Annotated in this window: 20 protein-coding genes; all 20 read left to right on the top strand. The window is 71.4% G+C overall.

The window, feature by feature from the left end:
- Positions 1 to 165: 165 nt before the first annotated feature.
- The 20 genes from ACZ6R6_RS43490 (at position 166) to ACZ6R6_RS43585 (ending at position 23,760) form a co-directional block, all read left to right on the top strand.
- Positions 166 to 1,458, top strand: a complete 1,293-nt coding sequence (locus ACZ6R6_RS43490; RefSeq protein WP_470102840.1) for a bifunctional folylpolyglutamate synthase/dihydrofolate synthase — start codon at positions 166 to 168, stop codon at positions 1,456 to 1,458.
- Positions 1,459 to 1,484: 26 nt separating this feature from the next.
- A complete protein-coding gene (locus ACZ6R6_RS43495) occupies positions 1,485 to 1,823 on the top strand; it encodes a DUF4233 domain-containing protein (protein ID WP_470102796.1) in 339 nt (112 codons plus the stop codon).
- Positions 1,824 to 1,834: 11 nt separating this feature from the next.
- Positions 1,835 to 3,838 carry a hypothetical protein gene (locus ACZ6R6_RS43500; RefSeq protein ID WP_470102797.1) on the top strand — a complete coding sequence of 668 codons (2,004 nt, stop codon included), beginning with the start codon at positions 1,835 to 1,837 and terminating at the stop codon, positions 3,836 to 3,838.
- 94 nt (positions 3,839 to 3,932) lie between these two features.
- Positions 3,933 to 4,343, top strand: coding sequence for a nucleoside-diphosphate kinase (ndk, locus tag ACZ6R6_RS43505; RefSeq protein ID WP_470102798.1), 411 nt, complete (start codon positions 3,933 to 3,935; stop codon positions 4,341 to 4,343).
- Between the two features lie 190 nt (positions 4,344 to 4,533).
- Positions 4,534 to 5,565, top strand: coding sequence for a rod shape-determining protein (locus ACZ6R6_RS43510; RefSeq protein ID WP_470102799.1), 1,032 nt, complete (start codon positions 4,534 to 4,536; stop codon positions 5,563 to 5,565).
- Positions 5,565 to 6,608: a rod shape-determining protein MreC gene (gene mreC / locus ACZ6R6_RS43515; protein ID WP_470102800.1), complete on the top strand. Its 1,044-nt coding sequence runs from the start codon at positions 5,565 to 5,567 to the stop codon at positions 6,606 to 6,608. Before ACZ6R6_RS43510 ends, mreC begins: the two co-directional genes overlap by 1 nt.
- 2 nt (positions 6,609 to 6,610) lie before the next feature.
- A complete protein-coding gene (gene mreD / locus ACZ6R6_RS43520; protein ID WP_470102801.1) occupies positions 6,611 to 7,141 on the top strand; it encodes a rod shape-determining protein MreD in 531 nt (176 codons plus the stop codon).
- Positions 7,142 to 7,208: 67 nt separating this feature from the next.
- Positions 7,209 to 9,272 (top strand): penicillin-binding protein 2, encoded by a 2,064-nt coding sequence (mrdA, locus tag ACZ6R6_RS43525; protein WP_470102802.1) that lies wholly within the window; start codon positions 7,209 to 7,211, stop codon positions 9,270 to 9,272.
- A gap of 85 nt (positions 9,273 to 9,357) precedes the next feature.
- Complete coding sequence (gene rodA / locus ACZ6R6_RS43530) at positions 9,358 to 10,521, top strand: rod shape-determining protein RodA (RefSeq protein ID WP_470102803.1); 1,164 nt, start codon at positions 9,358 to 9,360, stop codon at positions 10,519 to 10,521.
- 111 nt (positions 10,522 to 10,632) lie between these two features.
- Positions 10,633 to 10,857: a hypothetical protein gene (locus tag ACZ6R6_RS43535; RefSeq protein ID WP_470102804.1), complete on the top strand. Its 225-nt coding sequence runs from the start codon at positions 10,633 to 10,635 to the stop codon at positions 10,855 to 10,857.
- A gap of 162 nt (positions 10,858 to 11,019) precedes the next feature.
- A complete protein-coding gene (locus ACZ6R6_RS43540) occupies positions 11,020 to 12,447 on the top strand; it encodes a hypothetical protein (RefSeq protein ID WP_470102805.1) in 1,428 nt (475 codons plus the stop codon).
- Positions 12,444 to 13,343, top strand: coding sequence for a phosphotransferase family protein (locus tag ACZ6R6_RS43545; RefSeq protein ID WP_470102806.1), 900 nt, complete (start codon positions 12,444 to 12,446; stop codon positions 13,341 to 13,343). Before ACZ6R6_RS43540 ends, ACZ6R6_RS43545 begins: the two co-directional genes overlap by 4 nt.
- A gap of 17 nt (positions 13,344 to 13,360) precedes the next feature.
- Entirely contained in the window at positions 13,361 to 15,271 is a 1,911-nt protein-coding gene (locus ACZ6R6_RS43550; RefSeq protein ID WP_470102807.1) for a TIGR03960 family B12-binding radical SAM protein, read from the top strand.
- A 103-nt stretch (positions 15,272 to 15,374) separates the two neighbouring features.
- Positions 15,375 to 16,154: a TIGR03936 family radical SAM-associated protein gene (locus ACZ6R6_RS43555; protein ID WP_470102808.1), complete on the top strand. Its 780-nt coding sequence runs from the start codon at positions 15,375 to 15,377 to the stop codon at positions 16,152 to 16,154.
- Between the two features lie 95 nt (positions 16,155 to 16,249).
- Positions 16,250 to 19,018: an Rne/Rng family ribonuclease gene (locus ACZ6R6_RS43560; RefSeq protein ID WP_470102809.1), complete on the top strand. Its 2,769-nt coding sequence runs from the start codon at positions 16,250 to 16,252 to the stop codon at positions 19,016 to 19,018.
- 219 nt (positions 19,019 to 19,237) lie between these two features.
- Complete coding sequence (rplU, locus tag ACZ6R6_RS43565; protein ID WP_306866422.1) at positions 19,238 to 19,540, top strand: 50S ribosomal protein L21; 303 nt, start codon at positions 19,238 to 19,240, stop codon at positions 19,538 to 19,540.
- Between the two features lie 19 nt (positions 19,541 to 19,559).
- A complete protein-coding gene (gene rpmA, locus ACZ6R6_RS43570) occupies positions 19,560 to 19,817 on the top strand; it encodes a 50S ribosomal protein L27 (protein WP_012893687.1) in 258 nt (85 codons plus the stop codon).
- Between the two features lie 105 nt (positions 19,818 to 19,922).
- The gene (gene obgE, locus ACZ6R6_RS43575) at positions 19,923 to 21,275 is read left to right on the top strand and encodes a GTPase ObgE (RefSeq protein WP_470102810.1); all 1,353 of its coding nucleotides are present in this window, start codon (positions 19,923 to 19,925) and stop codon (positions 21,273 to 21,275) included.
- A 26-nt stretch (positions 21,276 to 21,301) separates the two neighbouring features.
- The gene (gene proB / locus ACZ6R6_RS43580; protein WP_306866436.1) at positions 21,302 to 22,453 is read left to right on the top strand and encodes a glutamate 5-kinase; all 1,152 of its coding nucleotides are present in this window, start codon (positions 21,302 to 21,304) and stop codon (positions 22,451 to 22,453) included.
- Positions 22,454 to 22,470: 17 nt separating this feature from the next.
- Complete coding sequence (locus ACZ6R6_RS43585) at positions 22,471 to 23,760, top strand: glutamate-5-semialdehyde dehydrogenase (protein ID WP_470102811.1); 1,290 nt, start codon at positions 22,471 to 22,473, stop codon at positions 23,758 to 23,760.
- Positions 23,761 to 23,827: the final 67 nt, after the last annotated feature.

Genomic DNA, 23,827 nt, shown 5'->3' on the forward strand with positions numbered 1-23,827 from the left:
CTGCACCGGGGACGGTGTGGGAGAGTAGGTCGCCGCCGGACAATTTTTTGTGGAAAGGCCATCCCTTCGGGGGTGGCCTTTCCTGTTTTCCGGGGCTGTGAGGAGGACCGTCCGCGAGGTCAGTAGGCTTGAGACGTGGACTATCGAGCGGTTGAACTGGCAATCATGGAACGCGGCGTCGAGTGGAACTTCGAGCCCACTCTCGACAGGATCGCCGCGCTCATGGACGTGCTCGGTTCCCCACAGCACTCCTATCCGGTCGTGCACGTCGCCGGCACCAACGGCAAGTCGAGCACGACGCGGATGATCGAGACGATCCTGCGCGAGCGGAACCTCCGTGTCGGCCGTTTCACCAGCCCGCACCTGATCTCCATGCGCGAGCGGATCTCCGTGGACGGAGCCCCGCTGAGCGAGGAGCGTTTCGTCGAGGTGTACGAGGACATCGAGCCATACCTCAAGATGATCGACGCCCAGGGGCGTCGGCTCTCCTTCTTCGAGACCCTGACGGCGATGGCCTTCGCGGCCTTCGCCGACGCACCCGTCGACGTCGCCGTCATCGAGACCGGCATGGGCGGCAGCTTCGACGCCACCAACGTCGCCGACGGCGCCGTGGCCGTCATCACCCCCATCTCCCTGGACCACGTCGACTATCTCGGCCCCGACATCGCGACGATCGCGGGGGAGAAGGCCGGCATCATCAAACCCGGGGCGACAGCCGTGCTGGCTCAGCAGCAGCTCCCCGCCGCCGAGGTACTGCTGCACAAGGCCGCCGAGGTGGGAGCCACCGTGGCCCGTGAGGGGCTGGAGTTCGGCGTGCTCGGCAGGGAGCTCGCGATCGGCGGCCAGCTGCTCCACCTCAAGACCCTCAAGGGGACCTACGAGGAGGTCATGCTCCCGCTGTACGGCGCGCACCAGGCCGGCAACGCGGCCTGCGCCCTGGCCGCGGTCGAGGCTCTGAGCGTAGGGGACGAACCGCTCGACGCCGAGCTGGTGCGGCAGGCGTTCCTGCAGGTGAGTTCGCCGGGCAGGCTGGAGGTCGTGCGGCGGGGTCCCACGGTGCTGGTGGACGCCGCGCACAACCCGGGCGGGATCCAGGCCACCCTGGAGGCCGTCCAGGAGTCCTTCGACTTCGCCAAGCTCATCGGCGTGGTGGCGGTGTTCGAGGACAAGGACGTCCAGGGCATCCTGGAGCTGCTGGAGCCGATGATGGACGAGATCGTGGTGACCCGGAACTCCTCGCCCAGGTCCATGGACGTCGACGATCTCGCGGCGCTCGCGGAGGAGATCTTCGGACTGGACCGGGTCCACCAGGTCGAGCGGCTGGACGGCGCGATCGACCGGGCGATCGAGATGGCGGACGCCATGGGCGAGTTCAGCGGGGCCGGGGTGCTGATCACCGGTTCCGTGGTCACCGCCGGAGACGCCCGGCTGCTCCTCAAGGCGGGAGAGTCCACATGAGCGGGGCGGCGGAGGAGAGGCGAGGGTTGATCACGGTCACCCCGGGCATGCGGCGGCTCTGTGCCAGCGTGCTGGGCATGGAGGCGATCGTCATCGGGCTGTTCACCCCGGTGGCGATCAACACCCAGAACGTCGAGCCGGCTGTCGCGGTGACCGTCGGGATCGGTCTGGCCGTCTTGTGCGTCCTGGTCACGGGCATGTTGAAACGTCCGTTCGCCTACATCGTGGGAAGTGTGATCCAGGTGCTCGCCATCGCCGCGGGTTTCCTGGTTCCGACCATGTTCTTCCTGGGCGCGATCTTCGCCGCGCTGTGGATCACGGCGATATTCGTCGCTCGCCGTGTCGAGGGCGTGACTTCCCGCTAAAGTCGGCCAACATGGCCGTCCCTCCCACTCAACCGACCCGGGCGGTGACCGCCGGGCCCGAGGGCCTGGCGCGCACGCTCGGTGTCTCCACGGTGCTCGACGTCATCCTCGGACTGCTCATCGCGGTGGTCCTCCCGCTGGCGATCGTCGCCATCCCCAACACCATCTCGGTGGTGGCCGCCCTGCTCCCGCCCGAGATCTCGCAGATCGCGATGGTGCGGGCGCACGGGCTGGCGCTGCCCGCGATGGTGCTGACGGTGCCGCTGGCCGCCGTCGCCGTGCGCCGGGTGCGGGCGGCGCCGATCCTGGTCGCCGGGCTGACCCTGCTGGCGCTGGCCGACGCGGCCGGGGGTTACGCCGACTCCGCGCCGCTGGTGGGGATGCTGCGGGTCCTGCACGGGGTCGGTGCGGGCCTGCTGGTGCCCGCGACCCTGGTGGCGGTCTCGGAGCGGTCGCCGCTCCTGCGCGCCGTGTGGGGAGGCATGCTCGCGGTGAGCCTCCTGACCGCCCAGGCGCTCGCCCTGTGGCCCCTGGACGAGGTGAGGTCCTGGAGGGTCACGCTCCAGCCCTACCCGATGCTCACGGGCGTCGCGCTCGTGCTGGCGGCGGTCTATCTCGTGCTCTGGATGAGGAGCGGCGAGAGCGCCGTGGCGGGCGGGGCGGCCACCGCCGAGCGCGGACGCCTGCTGACGGCGGTGGTGCCCGCCGTGGGCATCACCGCGCTGGCCCTGGGCAGCACCTTCGACTGGCCGCCGGGGCTGCTGGTCCTGGCGGCCGTGGTGTCGGTCCTCGCGCTCTTCTGGATCGCCTCCAGGGGTGACTCCGACGGTGCCGGCGGGCGGGTGCCCGCTTACACGATGCTCGCGGTGGGCGTCGTCGTCCTGCCCACCGCCGCCCAGGTCACCTATGTCGAGCTCGGTGGGCTCGGCGGTCCGGGCCTGTCCGGGCTGTGGCCGGCCTTCGTGATCGCCGGGGCCGCGGGCGTCGCCGCCGCGGCACTGGTGAGCCGGTTGGGCGACGGAGCCCTGTCCCTCGCCGGCGCGGGTGGCCTGGTGGTCGTGGTGGCCGGGCTGTGCGCCGTACGGCTGCTGCTGCCCGCCGCCGACGGGCCGGCGCTGATCCTGCCGTTCGTGCTGCTCGGAGTCGGCGCAGCGGTGGCTCTCACCTCCGCGCTGCGCTCGTCCGGTCCGGGGGCGGCGCTCTTCGCGCTGTCGCTGTTCTTCCCCGCCGTGCTCTCCGGCTTCCTGCTGGGCAGCGGTGTCCAGGTCATCCGGCTGAAGGAGGCCACGACCTCCCAGGCGCTGGTCGACGGGTTCGTCGGAGCCCTCCACCTGTGGGCGCTGATGGGCGGTGGCCTGGTGGTCGCGGTGATCGTGCTCTGCGCGGTCCTGGCCCGCCGGTCCCCGTCCGCCGGGTCCGTGCCGGCGGGCGCGGACGCCGCCGCCCCGGCCGAGGCGTCCCCGGCCGGGGCGTTCGATGACTCCGGCGCCCAGAGCCCTCCGGGGACCCCGGCGCCCACCCCCACCTGGCAGACGCCGGCATCGGGGGCTGCGGTGTGGCCGCGCCCGCCCGCCCGGCGTGCCGCCGAGTCTGGGATGATCCCGGAGCCGGCCACCGAGCTGGAGCCTCTCGACGGCCCCCAGCCCCCGCGAGAGGCCGGCGCCGTGGCGGAGAGGGGGTCGGAGCCAGGCGGAGACGGTGCCGGGCCCGGACGGGACGGGCAGGAGGTCGGCGGGTCCGGACAGGGCGGGCAGGACGGCCGCAGATCCGGACGGGACGGGCAGGGCGACGGCGGGTCCGGACATGACAGGCGGGACCGGCCCGGGCCCTTCTCCAGGCCACAGCCGGATCCCAGGCCACAGCCGGATCCCAGGCCACAGCCGGATCCCAGGCCACAGCCGGATCCCAGGCCACAGCCGGATCCGCGGCCGGACAAGACCGGCACGCTGCCGGTGGTGCCGCCGCCCACGCCGTCCCCGGAAGACGCGCTGGGGGACGGGCCCACCCGGGCATGACGTCGCCGAGCACGGGGAATCGGGCCGAGGGCGGTAAACTTCGCGCGTTCATCGCAGTCCGCGAGTCATCCTCCCCGTTCAAAGGAGAACCTCAGTGTCCGAGCGCACTCTTGTCCTGATCAAGCCCGACGGTGTCGCGCGTGGTCTCATCGGCGACGTGATCGCCCGGATCGAGCGCAAGGGCCTGAAGGTCGCGGCGCTGGAACTGCGCACGCTGGACGCCGACACCGCCAAGGCGCACTACGCCGAGCACTCCGAGCGGCCCTTCTTCGGCGAGCTGGTCGAGTTCATCACCTCCGGCCCGCTGGTCGCGCTGGTCGCCGAGGGCCCCCGCGCCATCGAGGCCTTCCGCTCCCTCGCGGGCCTGACCGACCCGGTCAAGTCCGCCCCCGGCACCATCCGCGGCGACCACGCCCTGGAGATCGGTGAGAACGTGGTCCACGGCTCCGACTCGCCCGAGTCCGCCGCCCGTGAGATCAAGCTCTTCTTCCCGGACCGCTTCTAGGTCCTTGGCCTCCGGCCCTGTCGAGCCTCGTCATCCCTGGGGATGACGAGGCTCGACGTATTTGACACGTCTTAAGATTTTCCTGGAACTGGCGGGCTCATTGCGCTCAAGGGTGGGTACGTCACGTTACGATTCGAGTGCGTTCTGTAGTTTTCGCCGACGATCCCACGGGAGGAGGGTCGCCTTCCCCATGAGCAGCAAGCTTTCTTTTCTCGGCCGCGACATGGCAGTCGACCTCGGCACCGCCAACACACTCGTCTATGTTCGGGGTCGCGGCATCGTGCTCAACGAGCCCTCGGTCGTCGCCATCAACACGACCACGGGAAAGATCGTCGCGATCGGCATCGAGGCCAAGCGCATGATCGGCCGCACCCCCGGCAACATCGTGGCGATCAGGCCGCTCAAGGACGGCGTCATCGCCGACTTCGACGTCACCGAGCGCATGCTCCGTTACTTCATCCAGCGGGTGCACAAGCGCCGTCAATTCGCCAAGCCCCGCATCATCATCGCGGTGCCGAGCGGGATCACCGGGGTCGAGCAGCGGGCGGTCAAGGAGGCCGGTTACCAGGCGGGGGCGCGCCAGGTCTACATCATCGAGGAGCCGATGGCGGCCGCGATCGGTGCGGGGCTCCCCGTGCACGAGCCGACCGGCAACATGGTGGTCGACGTCGGCGGCGGCACCACCGAGGTGGCCATCATCTCGATGGGCGGTGTGGTGACCAGCCAGTCGATCCGGGTGGGCGGCGACGAGCTGGACCAGGCGATCATCAGTTTCGCGAAGAAGGAATACTCGCTCATGCTCGGCGAGCGGACCGCCGAGGAGATCAAGATGGCGATCGGTTCCGCCTGCGTGCTCCCCGAGGAGGGGCATGCCGAGATCCGGGGCCGTGACCTGGTCAGCGGCCTGCCCAAGACGATAATCGTGTCGGCTCACGAGGTCCGCAAGGCCACGGAGGAGCCGGTGAACACGATCGTCGACGCGGTCAAGACCACCCTGGACAAGTGCCCGCCGGAGCTGTCCGGTGATCTGATGGACCGGGGGATCGCGCTCACCGGGGGTGGCGCGCTCCTCAAGGGCCTGGACGAGCGGCTCAAGGACGAGACGGGCATGCCGATCCACCTGGTGGACAACGCGCTCGACTCGGTCGCGCTCGGCTCCGGCAAGTGCGTCGAGGATTTCGAGGCCTTGCAGCAGGTCCTGGTCTCGGAGCCGCGGCACTGATGAAAGACACGCGCCGGGCACGGGTGAGCCTAGGGCTGCTGCTGGCCGCGGCGCTCGTGCTCATGACCGTGGACCAACGGGCAGGTGACGACTCTCCGCTCGGGTCGCTGCGGGGGGTCGGCACGAGCCTGTTCGGCACCGCCGAGAGCGCGGGAGCCGGCGTCGTCCGGCCGGTCGGCCGGTTCTTCGAGACGATGGTGGGCGCGCCCGACGCGCAGCGCCGCATCGACGCGCTGAGCGCGGAGAACCAGCGGCTCAGACGCGATCTGGTGGCGCAGAGCCTGGACCGCCGGCACTCCGCCGAGCTGCGCCGTCTGCTGGGGGTGGCCGGGACCGCCGGATACAAGATCGTTCCTGCTCAGGTGATCGCCCGGCGGGGCACGCCCGGATTCGAGGAGGCCGTCGAGCTCGACGTGGGCGGCGCCGACGGGGTGCGTCCGGAGATGACCGTGCTGAACGGTGACGGCCTGGTAGGACGGGTGGTCCACGTGGGGACGTCCACCTCGACCGTGGTCCTGCTCAGCGATCCCGCTTCGGCGGCCGGCGCGCGGCTGGAGGGGAGCAACGAGATCGGGGTGGTCCACGGGATCGGGGAGAGCGGCCGCCTGCTCCGCTTCCGGCTGCTCGACTCGACCGCGCAGATCGTGCCGGGCCGCCGGATCGTGAGCTTCGGCTCCCAGCGCGGCGTGCCGTACGTGGCGGGGGTGCCGATCGGGGTGGTGGAGCGGGTGGAGGCCACGCCTGGTGAGCTGACCCGGATCGCCTACGCGCGGCCGTACGCCGACCTCACCGCGCTGGACGTGGTCGGCGTGGTGGTGCAGTCGCCGCGGCGCGGCCCGCGTGACGCGGTGCGGCCCGCCGCGCCGTCCAAGCCCGCCGCGCCGCCCAGGCCCGACGGCTCACCGGAGCCCGACGCCTCGCCCAGGTCCGAGGCCTCCCAGAGGCCCGCGGTGCCGCCCAGGCCCGCGGTGCCGCCCAGGCCCGAGGTCACGCAGAAGCCCGAGGCGCTGCGCGGTCCCGGCGTGCCGGGGGAGGGGATCTGACGGTGAGCGGGCGTGACGTGATCTCCGTGGGACTGTTCCTGCTGGTCATGGTCTTTCAGGTGACGGTCGTCAACCGGCTGCCGCTGCCCGGGGCGGGCGCGCCCGACCTGGTGCTGCTCACCGTGGTGGGCTACGCACTGGTCCGCGGCTCCTCCGCCGGCGCGGTCGCGGGTTTCTGCGCGGGGCTGGCCGGCGACGTGCTGCCGCCCGCCGCGCACGTGCTGGGGCAGCAGGCGCTGGTGCTGTGCCTGATCGGGTTCCTGGCCGGGCGGGTGGGGGAGAGCTATCCGGATGCCGGGCTGTTCACGGCGCTGGCCTGCGCGGCCGCCGGCCCGCTGGTCGCCGTGGCGGTCGGCGCGCTGCTCGGCGACAACCGGATCAGCCCGCCCATGCTGACGGCGACGCTGCCCCAGGCGGTCCTCTACAACCTGCTGGCCGTGCCACCGATGGTGTGGGTGGTGACGAGAGTCGTCCGGGGGCCCCGGGGGCGGGGCCTGCAACCGGTGAGGTATCTGGCGCGGGGGCGCATATGAGCCGGCGGGCCGACGAGCACGGGATCGCCGGACCGCGTCCCGGCGCGCCGTGGGGCGAGGAGCGGACATGACCCGGATGCGGGGCCGGCTGGTCGTGCTGCAGGTGCTGGTGGTGTCGTTGCTGGCGCTGCTGGCCGTACGGCTCTGGCAGGTGCAGGTGGTGCGGGGCGACGAGTTCGTAGTGGCCGCGACCGAGACGCGCACCCGCGACGTGGTGGTGCCGGCGGTGCGCGGGCAGATCCTCGACTCGGCCGGCCGGCCGCTGGTGCGCAACCGGACCAGGCTCGTGGTGTCGGTGGACCGGACGAGTCTCAACCGGATGGAGGGCAACGGCAGGGGTGTGCTCCAACGGCTCGCCTCGGTGCTGGACCGCCGGCCCGCGGAGCTGCGCGAGCGCATCAGGGCGTGCGGGCCGGGGGTGACCAGGCCCTGCTGGCCCGGCTCGCCCTACCAGCCGATCCCGATCGACGACCACGTCACCACCCGCGAGGCCCTGCAGATCCTGGAGCGGCAGGAGGAGTTCCCCGGGGTCACCGCCGAGGTGCAGGCGGTGCGCGAGTATCCCGGCAGCAGCGCGGGCGCGCAGGCGCTCGGTTACCTGCAGCCGATCACGCAGGCCGAGATGGACCGGCGGGCCGGGTCCAAGGCGGTCTTCTCCGGGGTGGACCTGGTTGGCCGGGACGGCCTGGAGTCGGTGTACGACAGCGCCCTGCGGGGGGTGCCCGGGTTACGGCGGATGCAGGTCGACCGGCTCGGCAAGGTGATCGGGGTGGAGCGGCAGGTGCCGCCGACGCCCGGCGACACGCTCATCACCAGCATCGACGCCAAGGTGCAGGCCGTGACGGAGAAGGCCCTGGCCGAGGCCATGAAGTCGGCGCCCAAGGCCGACGGCGCGGCGGCGGTGGTCCTCGACGTGAAGACCGGCCGGGTGATCGCGCTGGCCAGCGCGCCGACCTACGACCCCAAGGTGTGGACCGGCGGCATCTCCGAGGCCGAATACCAGCGTCTGCTGTCCGGCAAGGTCGGCAAGCCGCTGGTGTCGCGGGCGATCAAGGGGGAGTTCGCGCCGGGCTCGACGTTCAAGGTGTCGTCGGTGGCGGCGATGCTCCGGGACGGCTATCCGCTCAACGGTCAATACGACTGCCCGGGCTCCTACATGGTGGGCAGCCGGCCGTTCAACAACTTCCGGGGCATCGGGCTCGGCACGCTCACCCTGCACACGGCGCTGGTGAAGTCCTGCGACACGATCTTCTACAAGGCGGCCTACGAGCAGTGGCTGCGCGACGGCGGGCTGAAGCCGAAGGCGAAGACCAAGGAACCGATGGCGGCGATGGCGCGTGCCTTCGGGTTCGGCAGCCTGACGGGCGTCGACCTGCCGGGCGAGTCGGCCGGGCGGATCCCCGACCGGCAGTGGAAGAAGGACCTCTGGTCGGCCACCAAGACCGACAACTGCAAGCGGGCCAAGTCCGGCTATCCGGAGGTGGCCAGGAGCGATCCCAGCCGGGCCGCCTTCCTCAAGCGGCTGGCGTACGAGAACTGCCTGGAGGGCTACCAGTGGCGGCCGGGCGACGCGGCCAACTTCTCCATCGGCCAGGGCGACGTCCTGGTGACCCCGTTGCAGCTCGCGGCGGCCTACGCGGCGCTGGTCGGGGACGGCAAGCTGCGCAGTCCCCGGCTCGGCTGGGCGCTGGTGCGGCCGGACGGCACCATGGTCAAGGAGATCAAGGTGCCGGTGGTGCGGAAGCTGCCGATCTCGGCGAAGGAGCGGGCCTACATCAAGGGGGCGCTGAGCGACGTCCCCTCCGACGGCACGGCGGCCGGGGCCTTCGTCGGGTTCCCCATGGACAAGGTGAGGATCGGCGGCAAGACCGGCACCGCCGAGGTCTACGGCAAGGCCGACACGTCCTGGTTCGCCTCGTTCGCGCCGACCGACAAGCCGCGCTTCGTGGTCGTCGTCATGGTCTCCCAGGGCGGCATGGGCGCTCAGACGGCGGCTCCGGCCGCGCGGAAGATCTATGAGGGCATCTACGGCTTCACGCCCACGGGTGGGCAGACCAAGGCGGCACTGCCGGCCCACCGCCCCGCCGCCGAGCCGCCGATGATCAAACGGGACGGCACGGTGGCGCGATGAGCCGCACGACCACCACGCGCGGCGGTGCCCCGCTCCGCCCGGCGGCGCACGGCGGCGTTCCCCGCAACCCGGCGGTGGTGGCGCGATGAGCCGGACGGTCACCGCGCCGCGGAGGGGCTCCTTCACCCGCAGGGCGGTGGTGGCGACTTCGGCGGTGCGCCGGATGGACGGGGTGCTGCTGGTCGCCGTCGCGGCGCTGGCGGTGATCGGCACGATGCTGGTCTGGTCGTCCACCAGGACCTGGGCGCCCGGGTCCACCGGGCTGGTCAAGAAGCACATCCTCAACCTCTGCATCGGCACCGCGCTGACCGGCGCGGCGGCGATGGTCGACCACCGCAGGCTGCGGGCCTACGCGCCGCTGGTGTACGGCCTGTCCCTGCTCGGGCTGTTCCTGGTGATCACGCCGCTCGGCTCCACCGTGAACGGAGCCCATTCGTGGATCATGGTGGGCGGGGGGTTCGCCTTCCAGCCGTCGGAGTTCGCCAAGCTCGGCCTGGTGCTGATGCTCGCCATGCTGCTGGCCAAGCCCGCCGCCGGCACCGACCGGCCACGTGGCCTGGACGTCGGGATAGCGCTGGTGGTGGGCGGCTTCACCATGGGTCTGGTGATGCTCCAGCCCGACCTGGGCACCACGATGGTCCTCGGGGTGATCACGGCCGCCGCGCTCGTCGTCGCCGGGGTCCGCAAACGCTGGATCGGCGGCCTCACCCTCGCCGTGGCGGGCGGGGCGGTGGCCGTGTGGTTCCTCGACGTGCTGGAGCCGTACCAGATCGCCCGGTTCACCGCCTTCCTCAACCCCGCCAGCGATCCGCGCGGCGTCGGCTACAACAGCACCCAGTCGCTGATCGCCATCGGCTCGGGGGAGCTGTTCGGCAAGGGCCTGTTCGACGGCGGTCAGACCACCGGCCGGTTCGTGCCCGAGCAGCACACCGACTTCATCTTCACCGTGGCGGGGGAGGAGTTCGGCTTCCTCGGCTCGGTCACCGTGGTGGCCCTGCTCGGCGTGATCCTGCTGCGCGGGATGCGGATCGCGCGGGAGTGCGACGACCGGTTCGGCACGCTGACGGCCGGAGTGATCGTGTGCTGGCTGGCCTTCCAGTCGTTCGTCAACATCGGCATGACGGTCGGGATCATGCCGATCACCGGTCTTCCACTGCCGTTCGTCTCCTATGGCGGCACGGCGACCTTCGCCAATATGATCGCCGTCGGCCTGCTCCAGGCCATCCACATCCGCGAACAGTCGTTCTAGGCCCGACATGAGAGCCGCCCGCATGTCCGTGGCCCCGGATTCTCACTGGCGTCGCGGTGGTCAAGCGAACATTCTGGGAACGATGACGGAACTCGCGATGACGGAGGAGCCGTGACATCGGAGCTCGCCGAGCGGCAACGGGCACTGGAACTGCTGCGTACCGCGTTCCCCGACTATCGGATCGTCTTCAGCAAGGGCCGGTGGGCCGCGGTGTCGGCGGGCAGCCCGCCGGCGGTCTGGTTCGCCGAGACCCCGAGCAGCCTGTGCGGGCAGCTCTTCCAGGCACAGCTCCGCAACGGCGGGACGGTCGGGCCCTTCGGGCAGGCCGGTTCATGAGGGGGACCGGCCGGTGAGGAGGGCGCGCTTCATGAACATGAGGGGAGCGCGCCTCACGGCGGGGGCCTGCTCCCGCGCCGGCGGCGGACTCTCAGGTCCACCCGGTGGCGGCCGGCGCACTAGCGTGGCGGCGACCCCTTCGGAGAACGGCCGGGAGAGCCGATGACCCAGAGTTCACGCGGTGGAGACCGCGCCGCGCTGGCCTGCGCGACGATCATCCGTAACCGGACGCTGGCTTCCGTGTCCGGTCCGCCGTCGGCGGCGGTGATCCAGCAGATGGTCGACGAGATCCATGCCTGCTGCCCGCAGCAGACCAGGTTCAAATGCCGCAGGCTCGCGCACGGCTGGACCGTGGAGGAGGCCATCGAGCACTTCCACGCCCTGTGCGACAGGGAGGGCGTCAAGCGGCGCGGGCTGACCGAGCGCTCCTGGCGGGAGTGGGAGGCCGGGGCGCGGCCCGACCGGGACTACACGGACCTGCTGTGCCGCCTCTACGAGACCGGGCCCGTGCAGCTCGGCTTCGCCAACGACTACACCCCCGAGGAGCTGCGCTCCGTGCCGTCCGCGCCCCCCGCCCTGGATCTGATCTCGGCGGCGGCCGACGAGGCGGGCGCCCACGCCGAGGAGGCCGAGGCGAGTGAGCTGGGCTCGGGCGCGTTGGAGCGGCTGCGTACCCAGGTGATCTGGGTCGGCAAACGCTACGTCGCGGAGGCCCCGCTGCCGCTCTTCGTGGAGATGCGGGAACTGCAGGAACGGACCCGCAGGGCGCTGGACAGGCGCATCCACCCCGGGCAGGCCCGGGAGCTCTACTTCCTGACCGGCGCGCTGTGCGGGCTGATGGCCAACGTCAGCATGGACATGGACCGCCGGGTCCCCGCCGACACCCTCGCCCGGGCCGCCTGGACCTACGGCAAGGTGGCCGGGCACGCGCCGTTGATGGGCTGGGCGCGCGGGATGCAGGCCTCGGTGGCGCTGTGGGACCGGCGCTACAGCGACGCGGCCAGATACGCGGAGGAGGGGCTGACCTCGATGAGCGCGGGGTCCGGCGCCACCCGCCTGCACATGCTGCGGGCCCGCTCCTACGCGCTGATGGGCCGGGGCCGGGAGGCGGAGGAGGCGCTGCGCCGGGCGGCGGACGTCCGGGCGGCCGGGGCGGACGAGCTGCACGACGAGATCGCCGGAGAGTTCGCGTTCCGTCCGGCCAAGGAGCGCTACTACGCGGCGGTCACCCACCTGCATCTGGGCGCCCCGGCGGCGGCCATCGAGGCGGCGGGCGAGTCGCTGGCCCTGTACGCCGCCGGGGATCCGGAGAACCGCTCCTACGGGTGCGAGTCCATGGCCAGCGCCCACCTGGCGATCGCCCATCTCATGGAGGGCGACGCCACGGGTGCAGAGGGCGCCATGGCGCCGATCCTCGCGCTCCCGCCCGACCGGCGCATCGGCAGCCTGGGCACGACCCTCAGCACGGGCCGCGCGCTGCTGTCGGCCAGACCCGGAGGAGCGCACATGGCCAGACAGATCGAGAGTTTCTGCGCCGTCGGCCTCCCCCAGCAGGCCCGGCACGCGATCTCGGACAGGAGCGGACGATGACCATTGCCGCCGGAAACCCGCTCCTCACCCGGGCGGCCGTGGCACTCGGCCACACCAGCCGCGAGGCCGGGCTGGACAGCACCGGTTTCACGTTGCTGCGCGACTTCGCCAACACCGTCTACCACCTGCCCGCCGAGCGGGTGGTGGTACGGCTGGCGCAGGCGACCACGCCGGGCAAGTTCGACCGGCTGGTGACCTCGGTCCGGGTCACCCGCTGGCTGGCCGAGCAGGGGTTCCCCACCATCCGGCCGCTGGAGGAGGTCAAACAGCCGGTCGTCGCGGAGGGTTTCCTGGCGACCTTCTGGCACCACGAGGAGCACATCGGGCCGCCACCCGACCCGGCGCAGCTCGGCCCGCTGCTGCGCAGGCTGCACGACCTGCCGCCGGTGCCGTTCGAGCTGCCGACCCACGACCCCTTCGGGGCGGTGCGCCGGGCGATCCTGGCCGGCCGCGCGCTCGACGACGACGACCGCGCCTGGCTGCTCCGACGCTGCGACACACTCGCCGAGACCTACTACGAGCGGCTGGAGTTCGCCCTGCCGTACGGGCTGACGCACGGCGACGCCCACCGCGGGAACATGATCCGGACGCGTGACGGCTTCCTGCTGTGCGACTGGGACGGGGTGTGCGCGGGGCCGCGGGAGATCGATCTGATCCCGACCCTGCAGGGGGTCCGGTTCGGGCTCACCGAGCGGCAGCGGTCCAATTTCAGCGAGGCCTACGGCTACGACGCGACGCGCTGGGAGGGCTATCCGGTCCTGCGCGACATGCGCGAACTGCAGACTCTCACCGCCGTGCTGCGCAACGCCCACCGTGACCGCCGGGCCGGCGAGGAGCTGCGGCACCGGCTCGACTCGCTACGGGCGGGGGACGACCGCCTGTGGCACCCGTTCTAGCCGGATAGGCTTGATGCATGTCTGTCGAGTCGCTGTTTCCCCGCCTGGAAGCGCTTCTGCCCAGAGTGCAGAAGCCGATCCAGTATGTCGGAGGTGAGCTCAACTCGACCGTAAAGAACTGGGACGAGACCACGGTCCGTTGGGCCCTGATGTACCCGGACGCCTACGAGGTGGGCCTGCCCAACCAGGGCGTCCAGATTCTCTACGAGATCCTCAACGAGATGCCCGAGACGCTGGCCGAGCGGACTTACGCGGTCTGGCCCGATCTTGAGGCGCTCATGCGGTCCGAGGGCGTTCCCCAGTTCACGGTCGACGCCCACCGGCCGGTGCGGGCGTTCGATGTGTTCGGGCTGTCGTTCTCCACCGAGCTCGGCTACACCAACATGCTCACCGCGCTGGAGCTGGCGGGCATCCCGCTGGAGGCGGCCGACCGGGGCGACGACGATCCGATCGTCCTCGCGGGCGGCCACGCGGCCTTCAACCCGGAGCCGATCGCCGACTTCATCGACGCCGCGGTGCTGGGCGACGGAGAGCAGATCGCCATCGCGATCACCGAGGTCATCCGCGAGTGGAAGGCCGAGGGCTCGCCCGGCGGACGCGACGAGCTGCTGATGCGGCTGGCCGAGTCCGGCGGGGTCTACGTGCCCAGGTTCTACGACGTCGACTATCACGCCGACGGCCGGATCCGGCGTGTCGCGCCCAACCGGTCGGGCGTGCCGTGGCGGATCCACAAGCACACGGTCATGGATCTGGACGAGTGGCCCTATCCGAAGAAGCCGCTGGTCCCGCTGGCCGAGACCGTGCACGAGCGGTTCAGCGTGGAGATCTTCCGCGGCTGCACCCGCGGCTGCCGGTTCTGCCAGGCCGGGATGATCACCAGGCCGGTCCGGGAGCGTTCGATCACCACGATCGGTGACATGGTCGACGCGGGCGTCAAGGCGTCCGGCTTCAATGAGGTCGGGCTGCTGTCGCTGTCGTCGGCCGACCACTCCGAGATCGGTGACATCGCCAAGGGCCTGGCCGACCGTTACGAGGGCACCAACACCTCGCTGTCGCTGCCCTCGACCCGGGTCGACGCCTTCAACATCGACCTGGCCAACGAGTTCTCCCGCAACGGCCGCCGCTCGGGCCTGACGTTCGCGCCGGAGGGCGGCTCCGAGCGGATGCGCAAGGTGATCAACAAGATGGTCACCGAGGAAGATCTGATCCGGACCGTCACCACCGCCTACACCCAGGGCTGGCGGCAGGTGAAGCTCTACTTCATGTGCGGCCTGCCCACCGAGGAGGACGCCGACGTCCTGGGCATCGCGGAGCTGGCCAAGAAGGTCATCAAGGCGGGTCGCGAGGCCACCGGGTCGCGTGACGTCCGCTGCACGGTCTCCATCGGCGGTTTCGTGCCCAAGCCGCACACCCCGTTCCAGTGGGCGGCCCAGGCCGCCCACGAGACGGTGGACCACCGGCTCAAGGCGTTGAAGGACGCCCTGCGCGGTGACCGGGAGTACGGCAGGGCCATCGGCCTGCGCTACCACGATGGCAAGCCCTCGATCGTGGAGGGCCTGCTCTCCCGGGGCGACCGCCGGGTGGGCAAGGTCATCCGGGCCGTCTGGGAGGACGGCGGCCGGTTCGACGGCTGGAGCGAGCACTTCTCCTACCAGCGCTGGATGGACGCCGCGGCCAAGGCCGGCGTCGACGTCGACTGGTACACCACGCGCGAGCGCGAGGAGAACGAGGTGCTGCCCTGGGACCACCTCGACGCCGGCCTCGACCGCGAATGGCTCTGGCAGGACTGGCAGGACGCCGTCAGCGACGTCGAGGTCGAGGACTGCCGCTGGACCCCGTGCTACGACTGCGGCGTCTGCCCCACCATGGGCACCGAGATCCAGATCGGGCCGACGGGGAAGAAGCTGCTGCCACTGACGGTTGTCTGAGATAGGCCGTGCGTGAGCACGGCCTATCCTGAACTGACGACCACGACTTGGGAAGGACGACACCACCCTGAAACCCGCTCCTGATGGGCCTCCGCCCGCGCCCGTGGTGCAGCGCCTGCGTGTCCGCTACGCCAAGCGCGGACGCCTGCGCTTCACCAGCCACCGTGACATCTCTCGGGCCGTGGAACGCGCGGTCCGGCGCGCCGACGTGCCGGTGGCGTTCAGCGCGGGCTTCTCACCCCACCCCAGAATCTCCTACGTGGGCGCGGCCGCACCCACCGGAGTCGCCAGCGAGGCCGAATACCTCGAGATCGCCGTGACGCGCGAGTGTGACCCCGGCCGGTTCCACGCCGCCCTGGACACCTCGCTCCCGCACGGTCTCGACGTGCTCGACGTCGTCGAGGCGGGCACCGGGAGCCTGGCCGACCGGCTGGAGTGCTCTGCGTGGGAGGTGCGGCTTCCGGAGGCCGACCCCGCCCTCGCCAGGGTGGCGGTCGAGCGGTTCATCACCACCGAGCGAGTCGAGGTGGAGCGCCTCACCAAGAAGGGGCCACGCCGCTTCGACGCGCGTGAGGCGGTGCTGAGCCTTGGGGTTATTGAGGGAACTGAGACAACAGCAGGTCAGGCGTCCAGTCAGCCATGTGTCATACTTCGCATGGTTGTACGGCACGCAACTCCTGCCGTTCGACCCGACGACGTTCTTACTGGACTGCGACTTGTGGCTGACTTCGCGCCGCCGGTGCCCCCCGAGGTGACCAGGCTGGCGCAGGGACCGCTGGACGTGCGCACCGGTAAGCCCGCCGACCCGTTCGACCTGGACCGCGACACTACGCGCGGCGGCGAAACGGAACCGGTGGGCCCGTACGTCGGCGGCGACCTATAGGACTTGGCGCCGGGCCCAGGCCCGGCGTACAGCGAGAGACGAGAGCTCCTGTGCGGCGCGGAGACGCGCCCGGGGGCTGACGGGAGAGCGCCCGCATGCTCGACAACGAGCCCAACGTCGGGGCCAATGGCCCCGACGGGGATATGACAGAACAGACACAGCCGACACGCCGTCGGCGGGCCGCGAGCCGGCCCGCGGGGCCTCCGCCGGAGGAGCCGGAGACCGCCCCGCCGGTGGCGGCGGCCGTGGAGCGACCTTCCGCGCCGGCGGCGCCGGAGCCGGAGGCCCCGGCGGCGGTGACCACGGAGCCCGAGCCGCAGGCGGTTCAGGAGACGGCGCCCGAGCCGGAAGCGGCTCAGGAGACGGCGCCCAGGCGCGCCACCCGGCGCAAGGCGGCCACGACCGCCGCCACGACCACCACCCGGCGCAGCCGCGCCAAGAAGGCGGAGCCCGAGCCGGCCCCCGAGGCCGCCGCGCCCGCCGCGGAGGAGGCCCCCGCGCCGGTGGCGCAGGACAGCCCCGCGCCGGCCGCCGAGCCGGCGGCGGAGGAGGCGCCCGCGCCGGTCAAGCGCAGCCGTACCCGCAAGAAGGCCGTCCAGCAGGAGGCGCCGCCGGTCGAGGCGGAGCCGATCGTCGACATCAGCACGGCCGAGGCCGAGGAGGTCGCGGCGGCGCTGCTGCTGACGATGCCCGCCGACGAGGCGCTGGATGACGAGCCCGCCGGTGAAGACGTCGCCGAAGAGCGGCCGGGGCTGTTCGTCGACCCGTTCGGGCTGTCGGTCCAGGACCGCACCGAGGTCCCCTCGGTGACCTTCCAGGCGCCGGCGGCGGTGTTCCAGCCGCTGTTCCAGGCACCCGATCCCTACCGGGCCGAGCAGCCCGCCGCCCGTCCGGCCCCGGCGCAGCAGCCTGTGGCGCAGCCGGAGCCGGAGCCCGCCGAGGTCGAGGCGGAGACCGCCGAGGAGCCCGAGGACGACGACACCGACGGCGACGACGAGGCCGGTGGCCGCCGTCGCCGCCGCCGCAGGGGCGGCCGCGGCCGGGGCAAGACGCGTGAGCTGGACGAGACCGAGGACGACGAGTCCGAGCAGTCCGAGGACACGGCGGCGCCCGAGGCCGAGCAGGACGACGACGCGGAGGGCGGCAGCTCCCGTCGCCGTCGCCGTCGCCGCCGCAGGGGCACCGAGGAGGCGGGCGAGGTCCAGGACGATCCGCCGAACACGGTGGTCCGGATCCGCGCGCCCCGCGCCGGGCGCAGCACCTCGGCGGACGAGGTGCAGAGCGTGCGCGGCTCGACCCGCCTGGAGGCCAAGAAGCAGCGCCGCCGGGAAGGCCGCGAGCTCGGCCGGAGGCGTCCGCCGATCATCACCGAGTCGGAGTTCCTGGCCCGCCGGGAGTCCGTCGAGCGCATGATGGTGGTGCGCCGCACCGGTGGCCGGACCCAGATAGCGGTGCTGGAGGACGGCGTCCTCGTCGAGCACTACGTCAACCGTGAGGCGAGCCAGTCCTACGTGGGCAACGTCTACCTCGGCAAGGTGCAGAACGTGCTGCCGAGCATGGAGGCGGCGTTCGTCGACATCGGCAAGGGCCGCAACGCGGTGCTGTACGCCGGTGAGGTCAACTTCGACACCGCCGGGCTGGAGGGCCAGCCCAAGCGGATCGAGGTGGCGCTGAAGTCCGGCCAGTCGGTGCTGGTGCAGGTCACCAAGGACCCGATCGGGCACAAGGGCGCGCGGCTCACCTCGCAGATCAGCCTCCCCGGCCGTTACCTGGTCTACGTGCCCGACGGCTCGATGACCGGCATCAGCCGCAAGCTCCCCGACAAGGAGCGCACCCGCCTCAAGAGCATCCTGAAGAAGGTGATGCCGGAGAACGCCGGGGTCATCGTCCGCACGGCCGCCGAGGGCGCGTCGGAGGAGGAGCTCGGCCGTGACGTGGCCAGGCTGTCGGCCCAGTGGGAGAACATCCAGCGCAAGGCCAAGTCGGCCAGCGCGCCGGAGCTGCTGTCCTCCGAGCCCGACCTGACCGTCCGGGTGGTCCGCGACGTCTTCAACGAGGACTTCACCTCGCTGGTCGTGGCGGGCGACGTGTGGGAGACGGTCGACGAATACGTCCGCTATGTCGCCCCGCACCTGGCCGACCGGCTCTCCCGGTGGGAGGACGGCAGTGACGTCTTCGCCGCCTACCGGATCGACGAGCAGATCGCCAAGGCGATGGAGCGCAAGGTCTGGCTGCCCAGCGGCGGTTCGCTGGTGATCGACCGGACCGAGGCCATGACCGTGGTCGACGTCAACACCGGCAAGTTCACCGGCCAGGGCGGAAACCTCGAGGAGACCGTCACCCGCAACAACCTGGAGGCGGCCGAGGAGATCGTCCGCCAGCTCAGGCTGCGGGACATCGGCGGCATCATCGTCATCGACTTCATCGACATGGTGCTGGAGAACAACCGCGACCTGGTGCTGCGGCGGCTGCTGGAGTGCCTGGCCCGTGACCGGACCAAGCACCAGGTCGCTGAGGTCACCTCCCTCGGTCTGGTGCAGATGACGCGTAAGCGGGTCGGACAGGGCCTCCTGGAGGCCTTCTCCACCGTCTGCGAGTGCTGCAACGGCCGCGGTCTGCACGTCTCGGCCGAGCCGGTCGAGAGCAAGCCGGAGCCGCGTGGCACCCAGGGCAAGATGGCCGTGGAGAAGGCGGTCGCCGAGAAGCTCGGCAAGGACGCCGGCCACGCTGTTGCGGCCAGTGACCAGTCTGGCCGTGATACGGTGACCGATGCGCTTGACGACGTCCCGACCGAGGACGCGCAAGGCATACAGGCTTCCGGCCGGGGGCGGCGACGCTCCCGCAAGGCCAAGTCGGCCGATTAGGCCGGCAACCAGGCAAGGCCCCGCCGGCCGTCAGGCCGGCGACCGCCGACGTTCCGCCCGGTTCGACCAGGACACCGGTAATCCGGTACCCTGGTGAACCGGTGCGCTCATGGCGCGCCCTGTTCGCGCGCCTACCCGGTTCGTCGGTCAACCAAGTGACCATAGCCGGATGCGGGGCGCAGCATCCAGCGAGCAAGTAGTCAGAAGAAGGGTTCCGCGGTGTACGCGATCGTTCGTTGCGGCGGCAGGCAGCAGAAGGTCTCCGTCGGTGACGTCCTCGAGGTGGACAAGGTCGCCGGCGAGGTCGGTTCCACGGTTTCGCTGCCGACGGTGCTCGTCGTCAACGATGGCGACGTGACCACCGAGACGGGCAAGTTCACGGTTGCCGCCGAGATTCTCGGCGAGACCAAGGGTCCGAAGATCCGGATCCTGAAGTACAAGAACAAGAGCGGCTACAAGAAGCGCCAGGGTCACCGCCAGCGTTACACGCAGGTGAAGATCACCGGCATCAACCAGGCCTGAGTTTCGGGAGTTTTGCGAGATGGCACACAAGAAGGGCGCGTCGTCCACTCGGAACGGCCGTGACTCCAACGCCCAGCGGCTCGGTGTGAAGCGCTTCGGCGGCCAGCTGGTCAACGCCGGCGAGATCATCGTCCGCCAGCGTGGCACCCACTTCCACCCGGGCGACAACGTCGGCCGCGGTGGCGATGACACGCTGTTCGCGCTGGCCGCCGGCCACGTGCAGTTCGGTGTCAAGCGCGGTCGTCGCGCGGTGAGCATCGTCCCGGTCGCGGAGTAGATCCGCACCGACAGACGTTAACGGCAGGGGTGGATCGCATGGCGCGGTCCGCCCCTGTTGGTGTTGTAAGCGGGTATTTCCGCAGATGGGGGTAGGAGGGCAGACATGCCGGACTTTGTGGACCAGGTGGTCCTGCACATCAAGGCCGGTGACGGGGGACATGGCTGCGCCTCTGTGCATCGGGAGAAGTTCAAGCCGCTGGGCGGCCCCGACGGCGGCAACGGCGGCCGCGGCGGCGACGTGATCCTGGAGGTCGACCCCAACACGGCCACGCTGCTGGAGTATCACCGCCGCCCGCACCGCAAGGCCGACAACGGCAGGCAGGGCTCGGGCGCCAACCGCGACGGCGCCAACGGCGGTGACATCATCCTCTCGGTCCCCGACGGCACCGTGGTCAAGGACGCCCAGACCGGTGAGGTCCTGATCGACCTGGTCGGCGCCGGCACCCGCTACGTGATCGCCGAAGGCGGGCACGGCGGGCTCGGCAACGCCGCCCTGGCCAACGCCAAGCGCAAGGCCCCCGGCTTCGCGCTGCTCGGCGAGCCCGGTGACGAGCTCGACGTGATGCTGGAGATGAAGAGCGTCGCCGACGTGGCGCTGGTGGGCTTCCCGAGCGCGGGCAAGTCCTCCCTCATCGCGGCACTCTCCGCGGCCCGGCCGAAGATCGCCGACTACCCGTTCACCACCCTGGTGCCCAACCTCGGCGTGGTGACCGCCGGCGACACCGTCTTCACCGTCGCCGACGTGCCCGGCCTCATCCCGGGCGCCTCGGAGGGCAAGGGGCTGGGCCACGAGTTCCTGCGCCACGTCGAGCGGTGCAACACGCTCGTCCACGTGATCGACTGCGCCACCATGGAGCCCGGCCGCGACCCGATCAGCGACTACGAGGCGATCGAGGCCGAGCTGAAGGCCTACGGCAAGCTGGAGGACCGGCCACGCCTGGCCGTGCTCAACAAGGCCGACGTGCCCGACGCCCGCGAGCTGGCCGACATCGTCCGGCCGATGCTCGAGGAGCGGGGGATGCGGGTCTTCTCGATCTCCGCGGCCACTCACGAGGGCCTCAAGGAGCTGACCTACGCCATGGGCGAGATGGTCGCCGCGGCCCGGGCCGCCGCGCCTGTGGTCGAGCCGACCCGCCTGGTCATCAAGCCCCGGCAGCTCGGCGACGCGGGCTTCACCGTGCGCCGGGTCGACGACAACACCTTCCAGGTCACCGGGGTCAAGCCGGAGCGGTGGATCCGCCAGACCGACTTCACCAACGACGAGGCCGTCGGCTACCTGGCCGACCGGCTGGAGCGGCTCGGGGTCGAGGAGGAGCTCACCAAGGCCGGGGCCACGGCCGGGGCCGAGGTGGTCATCGGGTCCATGGAGAACGGCTACATCTTCGACTGGCAGCCGACCCTCAACGCCGAGGCCGTGCACCAGGGGCCGCGCGGCTCGGACAACCGGCTCGGATGACCTGCCCTCCCCCGAAGACCCCGTGAATGAAGACCCTGCGAAAGGTGCCTGTCGTGGACTCTGTGCGCGATCGGATCCGTACGGCCTCACGCCTCGTCGTGAAGGTGGGTTCGTCCTCGCTCACCACCCCGCAGGGGATGATCGACGTCGACCGGGTGGACGCCCTGGTCGACGTGCTCGCCGCCCGGCGCGGGACCGGCACGCAGGTCGTGCTGGTCTCCTCCGGCGCGATCGCGGCCGGTCTCGGCCCGCTGGGCCTGGCCAGCCGGCCGCGTGACCTGGCCACCCAGCAGGCCGCCGCCTCGGTCGGCCAGGGGGTGCTGGTCGCCCGATACACCTCCTCCTTCGCCCGTTACGGCCTGCGCGTCGGCCAGGTGCTGCTGACCGCCGACGACATGATGCGCCGCTCGCACCACGTCAACGCCCAGCGGACGCTGGGCCGGCTGCTGGAGCTGGGCATCGTCCCGGTGGTCAACGAGAACGACACCGTGGCCACCGACGAGATCCGCTTCGGCGACAACGACCGGCTCGCCGCCCTGGTCGCCCACCTGACCCGTGCCGACGCGCTGGTGCTGCTGTCGGACGTGGACGCCCTCTACGACGGCGATCCGCGCCGTCCCGGCGCCCGCCGGCTGGGCGACGTGCGCGGTCCGGACGACCTGGTCGGGGTGGAGCTGGGCAAGGGCGGCGCGGTCGGCACCGGCGGGATGGTCACCAAGGTGCAGGCGGCCAGGATCGCCACCGGGGCCGGTGTGCCCGTGGTCCTGACCGCCGCCGCGCACGCCGCCCAGGCCCTGGCGGGCGTCGACATCGGCACCTGCTTCCACCCGGACGGCCGCCACCCGGGCACCCGCCTGCTCTGGCTGGCCCACGCCACCACCGGCCGCGGCCGGCTCCATCTGGACCACGGCGCGGTCGAGGCCGTGGTGGGCCGCCGCAAGTCGCTGCTGCCCGCCGGGGTGACCGCCGTGGAGGGGGAGTTCGCCGCCGGAGACCCGGTGGACCTGTGCGGGCCGCTCGGCGGGGTGCTCGCCCGCGGCCTGGTCAACTTCGACGCCGGGGAGATCCCGGAGCTGCTGGGCCGCTCCACCCGCGAGCTGGCCGCCAGCCTCGGTCCGGAATATGAACGTGAGCTGATTCACCGTGACGACATCGTCATACTGGAGTCTCACCACTAGTTCCATTGGAGCGCGAGATGTCCGAGGACTTCCTGAAGGTAGCCCTGGCGGCTAAAGAGGCCGCCGCCGAGCTGGCCCCGCTGCCGAGGGCCCCGAAGGACGCCGCGCTCCGCGTGATCGCCGACGCGCTGGTGGCCCGGTCCGCCGAGATCGTCCGGGCCAACGCGCTCGACGTGGAGCGGGCCCGGGAGAGCGGCACCTCCGATTACATGATCGACCGGCTCCGGCTCGACGAGGCCCGTGTCGCCGCCATCGCGGAGGCGGTCCGCCAGGTCGCCGACCTGCCCGACCCGGTGGGCGAGGTGATCCGGGGCAACACGCTGCCCAACGGGTTGGAGCTGCGCCAGCTCCGGGTGCCGCTGGGCGTGATCGGCATCATCTACGAGGGCCGTCCCAACGTGACCGTGGACGCTGCGGCGCTCTGCCTGAAGAGCGGCAACGCCACGCTGCTGCGCGGCTCCTCCAGCGCCTACGAGTCCAACACGGTCCTCGTCAGGGTCATGCAGGACGCGCTGGCGGGCACCGAGGTCCCGGCCGGGGCGGTGCAGCTGGTCCCCGGCCTGACCCGCGACTCGGTCAAGGAGCTCATGCGGGCCCGCGGCCTGGTCGACGTGCTGATCCCGCGCGGCGGGGCCTCACTGATCAACTCGGTGGTCGAGGAGTCGACGGTCCCGGTCATCGAGACCGGCGTGGGCAACTGCCACGTCTACGTCGACGCCGACGCCGACCAGGACCTGGCGATCGAGATCCTGCTCAACTCCAAGGTCCAGCGGCCCTCGGTGTGCAACGCGGCCGAGACGTTCCTGGTGCACGTGGCCGTGGCCGACGCCTTCGTGCCGCGCGCGCTGGCCGCGCTGGCCGCCGAGGGGGTGACGGTGCACGGTGACGCCCGGATCGCGGCCTACGGCGAGGTGGTGCCGGCCGGCGAAGACGACTTCGGCGCCGAATACCTCTCGCTGGACATCGCCGCCGCCGTCGTCGACTCGCTGGAGGACGCGGTCGCGCACATCAGGAAGTACGGCTCGGGCCACACCGACGCGATCGTCACCCGTTCGGTCGGCGCGTCCCGCAGGTTCGTCGCGCTGGTCGACTCCGCGGCCGTGGCGGTCAACGCCTCGACCCGCTTCACCGACGGCGGCGAGTTCGGCTTCGGCGCGGAGATCGGCATCTCCACCCAGAAGCTGCACGCGCGCGGCCCGATGGGCCTGCCCGAGCTGACCTCCACCAAATGGGTCTACACCGGCGAGGGCCATCTGCGCACCGACACGGGCACGGTCGTCGCCTCCCGCGGAGCCGGTGACAAGTAGCAGCCGCCTCCACGGACGGCTCCCCGGGCGAGGACCCGGGGTGAGGCCGGCGCTCCGGCGTTCCGTG

The organism is Streptosporangium sp. NPDC048886 (genome assembly GCF_055586905.1).